The sequence below is a fragment of the Pseudomonas sp. Pseusp3 genome, from assembly GCF_047304225.1.
Lineage (GTDB): Bacteria > Pseudomonadota > Gammaproteobacteria > Pseudomonadales > Pseudomonadaceae > Aquipseudomonas > Aquipseudomonas fluorescens_CD.
Window position 1 is genome coordinate 1 of the sequence record NZ_JBGLYV010000139.1, and the last position, 12803, is coordinate 12803.

At 61.4% G+C, this 12803-nt stretch carries 10 protein-coding genes; all 10 read left to right on the forward strand.

What is annotated here, in order from left to right; all coding sequences use genetic code 11:
- Nucleotides 1-1814 (forward strand): primosomal protein N' (locus tag ACCD00_RS28065; RefSeq protein ID WP_413428502.1); only part of this gene is annotated, 1814 nt, incomplete at its 5' end.
- 239 nt (nt 1815-2053) lie between these two features.
- On the forward strand, nt 2054-3790 hold the full coding sequence (gene argS, locus ACCD00_RS28070) for an arginine--tRNA ligase (protein WP_413428503.1): 1737 nt from the start codon (nt 2054-2056) through the stop codon (nt 3788-3790).
- Between the two features lies 1 nt (nt 3791).
- The gene (locus ACCD00_RS28075; protein WP_322615501.1) at nt 3792-4505 is read left to right on the forward strand and encodes an SPOR domain-containing protein; all 714 of its coding nucleotides are present in this window, start codon (nt 3792-3794) and stop codon (nt 4503-4505) included.
- Nucleotides 4506-4736: 231 nt separating this feature from the next.
- Nucleotides 4737-5267: an ATP-dependent protease subunit HslV gene (gene hslV, locus ACCD00_RS28080; RefSeq protein WP_008017029.1), complete on the forward strand. Its 531-nt coding sequence runs from the start codon at nt 4737-4739 to the stop codon at nt 5265-5267.
- A 55-nt stretch (nt 5268-5322) separates the two neighbouring features.
- Nucleotides 5323-6660 carry an ATP-dependent protease ATPase subunit HslU gene (gene hslU, locus ACCD00_RS28085; protein WP_413428504.1) on the forward strand — a complete coding sequence of 446 codons (1338 nt, stop codon included), beginning with the start codon at nt 5323-5325 and terminating at the stop codon, nt 6658-6660.
- A 153-nt stretch (nt 6661-6813) separates the two neighbouring features.
- The gene (locus ACCD00_RS28090; RefSeq protein WP_008017032.1) at nt 6814-7191 is read left to right on the forward strand and encodes a gamma-butyrobetaine hydroxylase-like domain-containing protein; all 378 of its coding nucleotides are present in this window, start codon (nt 6814-6816) and stop codon (nt 7189-7191) included.
- 259 nt (nt 7192-7450) lie between these two features.
- Nucleotides 7451-9130, forward strand: a complete 1680-nt coding sequence (gene phaC / locus ACCD00_RS28095; RefSeq protein WP_413428505.1) for a class II poly(R)-hydroxyalkanoic acid synthase — start codon at nt 7451-7453, stop codon at nt 9128-9130.
- Between the two features lie 163 nt (nt 9131-9293).
- Nucleotides 9294-10148 (forward strand): poly(3-hydroxyalkanoate) depolymerase, encoded by an 855-nt coding sequence (phaZ, locus tag ACCD00_RS28100; protein WP_008017034.1) that lies wholly within the window; start codon nt 9294-9296, stop codon nt 10146-10148.
- Nucleotides 10149-10263: 115 nt separating this feature from the next.
- On the forward strand, nt 10264-11946 hold the full coding sequence (phaC, locus tag ACCD00_RS28105) for a class II poly(R)-hydroxyalkanoic acid synthase (RefSeq protein ID WP_413428506.1): 1683 nt from the start codon (nt 10264-10266) through the stop codon (nt 11944-11946).
- A 173-nt stretch (nt 11947-12119) separates the two neighbouring features.
- Nucleotides 12120-12740 (forward strand): TetR/AcrR family transcriptional regulator, encoded by a 621-nt coding sequence (locus tag ACCD00_RS28110; RefSeq protein ID WP_111289461.1) that lies wholly within the window; start codon nt 12120-12122, stop codon nt 12738-12740.
- The last annotated feature ends 63 nt before the right edge of the window (nt 12741-12803 follow it).

Sequence of the window (12803 nt, forward strand, 5' to 3'; positions counted from 1 at the left end):
CCCGCGCCCCGCGTCAGCGCGAAGCCCTGGCCACGCTGGCCCAGCATCCCCACGGCGTCGCCCATCAATTACTGAGCAAGCTGATGCTGAGCAAGGACAGCCTGGATTTGCTGCTGGCCAAGGAGCTGGTGCAAGTCGAGATCCGCCGCCACGCTCCGGGCGCACGCCACGAACACTGGCTGGCGCAACCGGAACTCCCATTGAACCCGGAGCAGCGCGCCGCATACGAGGCGATTCGAGCCGGCTTCGACAGTTATCACGCGTTCCTGCTGGCCGGCGTCACCGGCAGCGGCAAGACCGAAGTCTATCTGCAGTTGATCCGCGAAACGCTGGAGGCCGGCAAGCAGGCACTGGTGCTGATCCCGGAAATCAACCTGGGCCCACAGACCCTGGCGCGCTTCGAGCAACGTTTCAATGCCCGCATCGCGCTGATCCATTCGGCAGTCAATGACCGCGAACGCCTCGATGCCTGGCTGGCCGCACGGGACGGTGAGGCCGACATCATTATCGGCACCCGCTCGGCCCTGTTCACGCCGATGAAGAACCCCGGCCTGATCATCATCGACGAAGAGCACGACGGCTCCTATAAACAGCAGGAAGGTTTGCGCTACCACGCCCGCGATCTGGCACTGGTGCGGGCGCGACAGGAACGCATCCCGATCGTCCTCGGTTCCGCCACCCCTTCGCTGGAAAGCCTGCACAACGCCTACACTGGCCGCTACGGACTCCTGCGCCTGAATGAACGCGCAGGCGGTGCCAAGCAGCCGCGTTTCCTGCGTCTGGATGTCAAAAGTCGCCCGCTGGACAGCGGCATTTCCGGGCCGATGCAACAAGCCATCGGCCAGACCCTGGCCGCCGGGCAGCAGGTCCTGGTGTTCCTCAATCGCCGCGGCTTCGCCCCGACACTGTTGTGCCATGACTGTGGCTGGATGTCCGAGTGCCAGCGCTGCGATGCGCGGATGACCGTGCATCAGCGTTACGGCGAGCTGCGCTGCCACCATTGTGGCTACGTCGAACGCGTGCCGCGCCAGTGCCCGAAGTGCAACAAGGTCGATCTGCGCCCCGTTGGCGCCGGCACCGAACGGGCCGAGGAGCGCCTGGCGATTCTGTTCCCGGACTATCCGGTGCTGCGGGTCGACCGCGACAGCACTTCGCGCAAGGACGCGATGAACCAGTTGTTCGCAACCATTCAAAAAGGCCAGCCGTGCATCCTGATCGGCACGCAAATGCTTGCCAAAGGCCACCACTTTCCACGGGTGACGCTGGTGTCGATCCTCGACGCGGACGGCGGCCTGTTCTCCGGCGACTTCCGCGCCAGCGAGCGCATGGCACAGCTGATCGTCCAGGTCGCCGGCCGCGCAGGCCGCGCCGAAGAGCCGGGCAAGGTGATTATCCAGACGCACCTGGCCGACCATCCGCTGCTGGTGCAACTGACCGAGCAGGGCTATTTCGCCTTTGCGGAGCAAGCCTTGAGCGAACGCCGCGCGGCGGGTCTTCCGCCGTTCGCGCATTTGGCGCTGCTGCGAGCCGAGGCGCATAAGCCAGGGCAGGCCGAAGGTTTCCTTGATGAGGCGTGCAGCGAGGCCGAGCGTTTGCTGGCCGAACAGAACCTGAGCGGCATCGAGCTACTGGGGCCGGTACCGGCACCGATGGAGCGTCGGGCCGGACGTTACCGTGCCCAGCTACTCTTGCAGGCCACGGCCCGGGCGCCGCTGCATCGGTTGCTGGCCAGTTGGCTGCTGGTGCTGGAACAGATGCCGAGCGGGCGGGCGGTGCGTTGGTCGCTGGATGTTGATCCGGTGGATTTGTATTGATTTTGAGATCGCTTTCGCGAGCAAGCCCGCTCCCACAGGGGAATTTGTGCTGAATGCAGAACTTGTGCACACCCGAGATCTACTGTGGGAGCTGACTTGCTCGCGAAGAGGCCTTAATTGTCACCACACATCCATAACCTGCCTGCTAAGGTTGGCAAGCCCGTCTTCGCAACGGATAATGCCCAGTTTTTCCACCAGCGCACGATGCGCCGCCGCGCCAGCGGTCGAAAGAGAAGACCATGAAAGACACCATTCGCCAGCTGATCCAACAAGCCATCACCCAACTCGTCAACGAAGGTGTGTTGCCTGAAGGCCTGTCGCCGGCGATCCAGGTGGAAAACTCCCGCGACAAGAAAAATGGCGACTTCGCCAGCAACATCGCCATGATGCTGGCCAAGCCGGCCGGCATGAAGCCCCGCGATCTGGCGGAAAAAATCATTGCCGCGCTGCCGGCTGACGAAAACGTCTCCAAGACCGAAATCGCCGGCCCTGGCTTCCTGAACTTCTTCCAGAACACCGACGCCCTGGCCGCACGCCTGGACGCCGCCCTGGCCGACGCCAACATCGGCGTGCGCAAGGCCGGCCCGGTACAGCGCACCGTGGTCGACCTGTCGGCTCCGAACCTGGCCAAAGAGATGCACGTCGGCCACCTGCGCTCGACCATCATCGGCGACGGCGTGGCCCGTGTTCTGGAGTTCCTCGGCGACACCGTGATCCGTCAGAACCACGTTGGCGACTGGGGCACCCAGTTCGGCATGCTGATGGCTTATCTTCAGGAAAACCCGATCACCAGCGACGAACTGTCGGATCTGGAAAACTTCTACCGCGCCGCCAAGCAACGCTTCGACGAATCCGAAGAGTTCGCCGACCGCGCCCGTGGCCTGGTGGTCAAGTTGCAGGCCGGCGATGCCGATTGCCTGGCGCTGTGGACCAAGTTCAAGGACATCTCGCTGTCGCACTGCCAGAAGATCTACGAACTGCTCAACGTCAAACTGACCATGGCCGATGTGATGGGCGAAAGTGCCTACAACGACGACCTGATCAATGTGGTCAACGACCTCAAGGCCGCGGGCATGCTGGTCGAAAGCAACGGCGCCCAGTGCGTGTTCCTCGACGAGTTCAAGAACGCCGACGGCGACCCGCTGCCGGTGATCATCGTCAAGGCTGATGGCGGCTATCTGTACGCCACCACCGACCTGGCAGCCGTGCGCTACCGCAGCGGCAAGCTCAAGGCCGATCGCGCGCTGTACTTCGTCGACCAGCGTCAGGCCCTGCACTTCCAGCAAGTGTTCGCCGTGGCGCGCAAGGCCGGTTTCGTGACCCATCCGATGGAAATGGAACACATGGGCTTCGGCACCATGAACGGCGCTGACGGCCGTCCGTTCAAGACCCGTGATGGCGGCACCGTGAAGTTGATCGACCTGCTGACCGAAGCCCAGGAACGCGCCTACACCCTGGTCAAGGACAAGAACCCGGAGCTGGCCGAAGCCGAGCTGCGCAACATCGCCAAGGTCGTGGGCATCGGCGCGGTGAAATACGCCGACCTGTCCAAGCACCGCACCAGCGACTACAGCTTCAACTTCGACCTGATGCTCAACTTCGAAGGCAACACCGCGCCGTACCTGCTGTACGCCTACACCCGCGTGGCCGGTGTGTTCCGCAAACTCGGCAAGGACTTCAGCGAAGTCGAAGGCCAGATCGTTCTGGAAGCGGCGCACGAACACGAACTGGCGGCGAAACTCGCGCAGTTCGGTGAAATCCTGAACAACGTGTCCGAAAAAGGCACCCCGCACATCCTCTGCACTTACCTGTACGACGTTGCCGGCCTGTTCTCCAGCTTCTACGAGAACTGCCCGATCCTCGCCGCCGATACCCCGGCACAAATGCAGAGCCGCCTGCGCCTCGCCGCGCTGACCGGACGCACTCTCAAGCAAGGCCTGGAACTCTTGGGCCTGGAAACTCTGGAGCGTATGTAAGTTGGCTGCCAAGAAAAAACCTGCACCCAAGCGTGGCGCCAGCCGTTATCAAGCTCCTGCAAAACAACCGATCCCGGGCTGGCTATGGATGGCCATTGGCCTGACGGTCGGCGCGTTCATCGTGTTCCTGATGAAACTGGAACCGGGCAAGGGCAGCGACACGGTCAAGCGTGAAAAGGTCGAGCAACAGCAACAACAGAAAGCCAGCAAGATCGCCGAGGCCAACAAGACCCCGCCGAGCCCGACGCAGCCGGTGAAGCCGAAGTACGACTTCTACACCTTGCTGCCGGAATCGGAAGTCATCGTGCCGCCCGATGCCGTACCGGAAAAGACCCTGCCGACGCCGCAAGTGCCAGCCATCCCGACAACGCCGGTCACCCCGGCCGAAGCGGCGAAGATCGACACGGCTCGTGCCCAGGCAGCCCTGGCCGGGATCACGCCTCCGCCAGCACCTCCGGTCAAGGCGGCGCCAGTGACCAGGTTCTTCCTGCAAGCCGGTTCGTTCCGCAAGGAGGCCGATGCGGACAAGGTCCGGGCGCAGATCATCCTGCTGGGCCAGGCCGTATCGGTCGAGTCCGGAACGGTGAAGGACGAAACCTGGTATCGGGTTCTGGTCGGACCGTTCAGCAACCGCGAACAACTGACCACCGCCCAGAAACAACTGGCCGGCGCCGGCTTCAGTAATCTGTTGTTACAACAACGCCAGAACCGCTGAGCCCTTCAGGACCACCGCGTCATCGTTCTTCGCGAGCAAGCCCGCTCCCACAAGGTCTACGCGCCCCCTGTGGGAGCGGGCTTGCCCGCGAAGGCGTCAGAACAGACACCACAAGACCCTCGACCAAGCCACCGCTCGTCCCCTCTCCCGCTCCGCAGTTGAAATCCTTTCCACCACCCCCATATGTGTTGGGATAAGGCATTTTCGCCCCGCTGCGTGGAGACTCTTCCCTTGACCACCATCGTTTCAGTTCGCCGCCACGGCAAAGTCGTCATGGGCGGCGACGGCCAGGTTTCCCTCGGCAATACCGTGATGAAAGGCAACGCGAAAAAAGTTCGTCGCCTGTACCACGGCCAGGTCATCGCCGGGTTTGCCGGTGCCACCGCTGACGCCTTTACCCTCTTCGAACGCTTCGAAGGCCAGCTTGAAAAACACCAGGGCCACCTGGTGCGCGCCGCTGTCGAACTCGCCAAGGAATGGCGCACCGACCGCTCCCTGAGCCGCCTTGAAGCCATGCTCGCGGTCGCCAACAAAGACGCCTCCCTGATCATCACTGGCAACGGCGACGTGGTCGAGCCAGAAGAAGGCCTGATCGCCATGGGTTCCGGTGGCGCCTACGCCCAGGCCGCCGCCAGCGCCCTGCTGAAAAAGACCGACCTGTCGGCCCGGGAAATCGTCGAAACCGCCCTCGGTATCGCTGGCGACATCTGTGTATTCACCAACCACACCCAGACCATTGAGGAGCAGGACTGCGCCGAGTAAGCCCGTGCCGCCCACCGCACCACGGCCCATTCTTGCTTGAGGTCCACTGAATATCATGCCCATGACTCCCCGTGAAATCGTCCACGAACTCAACCGCCACATCATCGGCCAGGACGATGCCAAGCGCGCCGTAGCCATTGCCCTGCGCAACCGCTGGCGCCGCATGCAGCTGCCTGAAGAACTGCGTGTTGAAGTGACGCCAAAGAACATCCTGATGATCGGCCCGACCGGTGTCGGTAAAACCGAGATCGCCCGACGCCTGGCGAAACTGGCCAACGCACCGTTCATCAAGGTCGAAGCGACCAAGTTCACTGAAGTCGGCTATGTCGGCCGCGACGTCGAATCGATCATTCGTGACCTGGCCGATGCCGCGATCAAGCTGCTGCGCGAACAGGAAATCGTCAAGGTACGCCACCGCGCTGAAGACGCTGCCGAAGAGCGCATCCTCGACGCCCTGCTGCCGCCGGCACGCATGGGTTTCAGCAGCGACGATGCCCCGACCCAGGATTCCAATACCCGTCAGCTGTTCCGCAAGCGCCTGCGCGAAGGCCAGCTGGACGACAAGGAGATCGAAATCGAAGTCGCCGAAATGGCCGGCGTCGATATCTCCGCGCCACCGGGCATGGAAGAAATGACCAACCAGCTGCAAAGCCTGTTCGCCAACATGGGCAAGGGCAAGCGCAAGAGCCGCAAGCTCAAGGTCAAGGAAGCGCTCAAGCTGGTGCGCGACGAAGAAGCCAGCCGCCTGGTCAACGATGAAGAGTTGAAGGCCAAGGCCCTGGAAGCGGTCGAGCAGCACGGCATCGTGTTCATCGACGAAATCGACAAGGTCGCCAAGCGTGGCAATACCGGTGGCGTCGATGTATCCCGCGAAGGCGTGCAGCGCGACTTGCTGCCGCTGATCGAGGGCTGCACCGTCAACACCAAGCTGGGCATGGTCAAGACCGACCACATCCTGTTCATCGCTTCCGGTGCGTTTCACCTGAGCAAGCCGAGCGACCTGGTGCCGGAACTGCAAGGTCGCCTGCCGATTCGTGTCGAACTCAAGGCCCTTTCGCCAGAAGACTTCGAACGCATCCTCAGCGAACCGCACGCCTCGCTCACCGAGCAATATTGCGCGCTGCTGAAAACCGAAGGCCTGGGCATCGAGTTCCAGCCGAGCGGCATCAAGCGCATCGCGGAGATTGCCTGGCAGGTCAACGAGAAAACCGAAAACATCGGTGCCCGTCGCCTGCACACCTTGCTCGAGCGCCTGCTCGAAGAGGTGTCGTTCAGCGCCGGCGACCTGGCCAGCGCCCATGACGACAAGGTGATCCAGATCGACGCCGACTACGTCAACAGCCACCTGGGCGAATTGGCGCAGAACGAAGACCTTTCCCGTTATATCCTGTAAGCCATACTTACGGTAATCGCGGCCCCTGTGGGAGCGGGCTTGCTCGCGAAAGCGGTCTGACATTCGACATTGATGTTGAATGTCATGGCCTCTTCGCGAGCAAGCCCGCTCCCACATTTAAATCGGGGTCTGCCACATAACGGACTTCAGGCCATGACCCAACTCCCCACTGACATCAAGCTGCACAAAGCCTCGAAAACCCTGTCGCTGAAATACGCGTCCGGCGAGGAATACACCCTGCCCGCCGAATTCCTGCGCGTGCATTCTCCTTCCGCCGAGGTCCAGGGCCACGGCAAACCCATCCTGCAGTTTGGCAAGATCAACGTAGGCCTGACCAAGGTAGAACCGGCCGGTCAGTACGCACTGAAACTGACCTTCGATGACGGTCACGACAGTGGTCTGTTTACCTGGGAATACCTCTACGAACTGGCGCGACGTTATGACGCACTCTGGGATGACTATCTGGCCGAACTGAAAGCGGCTGGAAAAACCCGCGATCCGAACGAATCCGTCGTCAAACTGATGCTCTAGCCTGAGCCTCTTGCTCTTTAGAGGGCATTTTCTAATTTCATCTGTTTGAATGCTCCGCTCCAGGGCCGCCGATCGGCCTGCTTGCGAAAAAAATTAAACTCGGGTAACCAATGGAACTGGCAAGTTCCCTGCAGTGCTCTCTGCATTAAAAAAGCAGCGATGCAGTATTAACGGTCACCCCGAGCAGTAGTACCTGGCATTGGCTGTGTGACTACACAGCAGGACCCGGTACTCGTCTCAGGACAATGGAGCGTCGTAGATGAGTAACAAGAATAACGATGACTTGAAGAATCAAGCCTCGGAAAACACCTTGGGGCTGAATCCTGTCGTTGGACTGCGTGGAAAGGATCTACTGGCTTCTGCTCGCATGGTACTCAGGCAGGCCATCAAACAACCGATTCACAGCGCCAGGCATGTTGCGCATTTCGGCCTTGAACTCAAGAACGTGCTGCTCGGCAAATCCGAGCTGCTACCGACCAGCGATGACCGTCGCTTCGCGGATCCGGCCTGGAGCCAGAACCCGCTCTACAAACGTTATCTGCAAACCTACCTGGCGTGGCGCAAGGAACTCCACGACTGGATCGGCGACAGCAACCTGCCGCCCAAGGACGTCAGCCGCGGGCATTTCGTGATCAACCTCATGACCGAAGCCTTCGCCCCGACCAACACGGCGGCCAACCCGGCGGCGGTCAAGCGCTTCTTCGAAACCGGTGGCAAAAGCCTGCTCGATGGCCTCTCGCATCTGGCCAAGGACCTGGTGCATAACGGCGGCATGCCGAGCCAGGTCAACATGGGCGCATTCGAGGTCGGCAAGACCCTTGGTGTGACCGAGGGCGCAGTGGTCTTTCGCAACGACGTGCTGGAGCTGATCCAGTACAAGCCGATCACCGAGCAGGTGCATGAACGCCCACTGCTGGTGGTACCGCCGCAGATCAACAAGTTCTACGTTTTCGACCTGAGCCCGGAAAAAAGCCTGGCGCGGTTCTGCCTGCGCAACAACGTGCAGACCTTCATCGTCAGCTGGCGCAACCCGACCAAGGAGCAGCGCGAGTGGGGCCTGTCGACCTACATCGAAGCGCTCAAGGAAGCGGTTGATGTGGTCACCGCCATTACCGGCAGCAAAGACGTGAACATGCTCGGTGCCTGCTCCGGCGGCATCACCTGCACCGCGCTGCTGGGCCACTACGCAGCAATCGGCGAGAACAAGGTCAACGCCCTGACCCTGCTGGTCAGCGTGCTCGACACCACCCTGGACAGCGACGTGGCCCTGTTCGTCGACGAGCAGACCCTCGAAGCCGCCAAGCGCCAATCGTACCAGGCCGGCGTGCTGGAAGGCCGCGACATGGCCAAGGTCTTCGCCTGGATGCGCCCCAACGACCTGATCTGGAACTACTGGGTCAACAACTACCTGTTGGGCAACGAACCGCCGGTTTTCGACATTCTGTTCTGGAACAACGACACCACCCGGTTGCCTGCGGCGTTCCATGGCGACCTGATCGAAATGTTCAAAAGCAATCCATTGACCCGCGCCGATGCACTGGAAGTGTGCGGCACGCCGATCGACCTGAAGAAGGTTACCGCCGACATCTTCTCGCTGGCCGGCACCAGCGACCACATCACGCCGTGGCGCTCCTGCTACAAGTCGGCGCAACTGTTCGGCGGCAACGTTGAATTCGTGCTGTCCAGCAGCGGGCACATCCAGAGCATTCTGAACCCGCCGGGCAATCCGAAATCGCGCTACATGACCAGCACCCAAATGCCCGCCGATGCCGATGACTGGCAGGAAGAGTCGACCAAGCACGCCGACTCCTGGTGGCTGCACTGGCAGGCATGGCAGGCACAGCGTTCGGGCAACCTGAAAAAAGCACCGGCAAAACTGGGCAACAAGGCCTACCCGGCAGGGGAAGCCGCACCGGGCACTTACGTGCATGAGCGGTAACTGACACACCTCGCCCTACTGTAGGAGCGAGCTCGCTCGCGATGGACGTCAACGATAACGAGCACTGCCTGGTTAACGTGTCGTCCTCGCGTTTTTCGCGAGCAAGCTCGCTCCTACAGGGGATGAGGAAGAATTCAAGAGAGCGACCCACAGGGCCAGAAGCATGCCGCAACCCTTCATATTCCGTACCGTCGAGCTGGATGGCCAGACGCTCCGCACGGCGGTACGCCCCGGCAAGCCTCACTTGACGCCCCTGCTGATTTTCAACGGCATTGGCGCCAACCTGGAGCTGGTGTTCCCGTTCATCGCGGCGCTGGACCCGGACCTGGAAGTCATCGCTTTCGACGTACCCGGCGTCGGCGGTTCGTCGACACCGAACCGGCCGTATCGTTTTCCGGGGCTGGCCAAGCTCACGGCGCGGATGCTCGACTATCTCGACTACGGGCAGGTCAATGTCATCGGCGTGTCCTGGGGGGGCGCCCTGGCCCAACAGTTCGCTTACGACTATCCGGAGCGCTGCAAGAAACTCGTGCTGGCGGCGACGGCGGCAGGTGCGGTGATGGTACCGGGCAAGCCGAAAGTGCTGTGGATGATGGCCAGTCCGCGACGTTACATCCAACCGTCCCACGTAATTCGCATTGCGCCGATGATCTACGGCGGCGCTTTCCGTCGCGACCCGACGCTGGCCGCGAGCCATGCGGCCAAGGTGCGTTCAGCGGGCAAGCTCGGATACTACTGGCAGCTGTTCGCCGGCCTCGGCTGGACCAGCATCCACTGGTTGCACAAGATCCGTCAGCCGACCCTGGTACTGGCCGGCGACGATGACCCGCTGATCCCGTTGGTCAACATGCGCTTGCTGGCCTGGCGGATTCCCAACGCCCAGCTGCACATCATCGATGACGGGCATTTGTTCCTGATTACCCGGGCCGAAGCTGTGGCCCCGATCATCATGAAATTCCTGGAAGAGGAGCGCCAGCGCGCGGTGATGCATCCGCGTCCGGCGCCATTGGGCAGCTAAACCGCTGCATCAGCGGCCGGCAGGACGCCACGCCGCGCAACAACCCGTTACAGCGTCTATGGTGTTCTGGTTCGGTGTGTTTGTTTTTAGCCTGAAGACGAAGGAGTGTTGACTCATGCGCGAGAAACCAGCGAGGGATTCGTTACCGACTCCCGCCGCGTTCATCAATGCACAGAGTGCGATTACCGGCCTGCGCGGTCGGGATCTGTTATCGACCCTGCGCAGTGTGGCCGCCCATGGCTTGCGCAATCCGGTGCACAGTGCCCGACATGCCCTCAAACTCGGCGGCCAGCTTGGTCGTGTGCTGCTGGGTGAAACCCTGCACCCGACCAACCCGCAGGACACTCGCTTCGCCGATCCGGCGTGGAGCCTCAACCCGTTTTACCGGCGCAGCCTGCAGGCCTATCTGAGCTGGCAGAAGCAGGTCAAAAGCTGGATCGACGAGAGCGACATGAGCCCGGACGACCGCGCCCGCGCCCACTTCGCTTTCGCCTTGCTCAACGACGCCGTATCGCCCTCCAACACCCTGCTCAATCCATTGGCGGTCAAGGAGCTCTTCAATTCCGGGGGTAACAGCCTGGTGCGTGGCATCGGCCATCTGGTGGACGATCTGCTGCACAACGATGGCTTGCCCCGGCAAGTCACCAAGCAAGCGTTCGAGGTCGGCAAGACGGTCGCCACCACCACCGGTGCCGTGGTGTTTCGCAACGAACTGCTGGAGTTGATCCAGTACAAGCCGATGAGCGAAAAGCAGTATTCCAAGCCCCTGCTGGTGGTGCCGCCACAAATCAACAAGTACTACATTTTCGACCTGAGCCCCCACAACAGCTTCGTCCAGTACGCGCTGAAAAACGGCCTGCAGACCTTCATGATCAGCTGGCGCAACCCGGATGTGCGTCACCGTGAATGGGGGCTCTCGACCTACGTGGAAGCCGTGGAAGAGGCCATGAATGTGTGCCGGGCGATCACCGGCGCACGCGAGGTCAACCTGATGGGCGCCTGCGCCGGCGGGTTGACCATTGCCGCGTTGCAAGGCCACTTGCAGGCCAAGCGGCAACTGCGCAGGGTGTCCAGTGCGACTTATCTGGTGAGCCTGCTCGACAGCCAGCTGGATAGCCCCGCTTCGCTGTTCGCCGACGAGCAGACTCTGGAGGCCGCCAAGCGCCGCTCCTATCAGAAAGGTGTGCTGGACGGCCGCGACATGGCCAAGGTCTTCGCCTGGATGCGCCCCAACGATTTGATCTGGAGCTACTTCGTCAACAACTACCTGTTGGGCAAGGAGCCGCCGGCGTTCGACATCCTCTACTGGAACAACGACAGCACGCGCCTGCCGGCCGCCCTGCATGGCGACCTGCTGGACTTCTTCAAGCACAACCCGCTGACCCACCCGGGCGGCCTGGAAGTGTGTGGCACGCCGATCGATTTGCAGAAGGTCACCGTCGACAGCTTCAGCGTCGCCGGCATCAACGATCACATCACGCCGTGGGATGCGGTGTATCGCTCGACGCTGTTGCTCGGTGGCGAGCGGCGCTTTGTGCTATCCAACAGCGGTCATGTGCAGAGCATCCTCAACCCGCCGAGCAACCCGAAAGCCAACTACGTCGAAAACGGCAAACTGAGCAGCGACCCCCGCGCCTGGTACTACGACGGCAGGCATGTCGACGGCAGTTGGTGGACCCAATGGCTGAGCTGGGTTCAGGAACGCTCCGGCGCACAGAAGGAAACCCACATGGCGCTCGGCAACCAGAACTATCCACCGATGGAAGCTGCGCCCGGTACCTACGTACGTGTGCGCTGAACCTAAAAAAATGCCGCAGTCAGTCTCCGACCCGGTAGGAGCGAGTATGCTCGCGATGGATATCCAGACGCCGCGGGTAATCAGGTAGCCCGCGTAATCGTTAACGACCATCGCGAGCATGCTCGCTCCTACAGGACTGGAGGTTGGCCTGGCACGAACATTAAGAAGACTGGATGAAAACCCGCGACCGGATCCTCGAATGTGCCCTGCAGTTGTTCAATCAAAAGGGCGAACCGAATGTCTCCACCATGGAAGTTGCCAATGAAATGGGCATCAGCCCGGGCAACCTCTACTACCACTTCCACGGCAAGGAACCGCTGATTCTCGGGCTGTTCGAGCGCTTTCAGGGCGAACTCGCCCCGCTGCTCGATCCACCGGCCGATGTCGAACTGGCGCCTGAGGACTACTGGCTGTTCCTGCACCTGATCGTCGAACGCCTGTCCCACTACCGGTTTCTCTTCCAGGACCTGTCGAACCTCGCCGGGCGCCTGCCGAAACTGGCCAAGGGCATTCGCAATCTGCTCAATGCACTCAAGCGCACACTGGCGTCGTTGCTCGCACGATTGCAGGCGCAAGGGCTGCTGGTCAGCGATACCCAGGCACTGGGGCAATTGGTGGAGCAGATCACCATGACCCTGCTGTTCTCTCTGGATTACCAGCGGATTCTCGATCGTGAAGGCGAGGTGCGGCTAGTGGTTTACCAGATCATGATGCTGGTTGCGCCACACCTTCTGGCGCCGATCAAGGCAGCGACCGAGCAGATGGCGATGGAGTATCTCAAGGAACACGAATAACCCCTCTACCCCCCCTGTAGGAGCGAGCTTGCTCGCGATGGTATTGCAGGCGCTGTGTAGCGT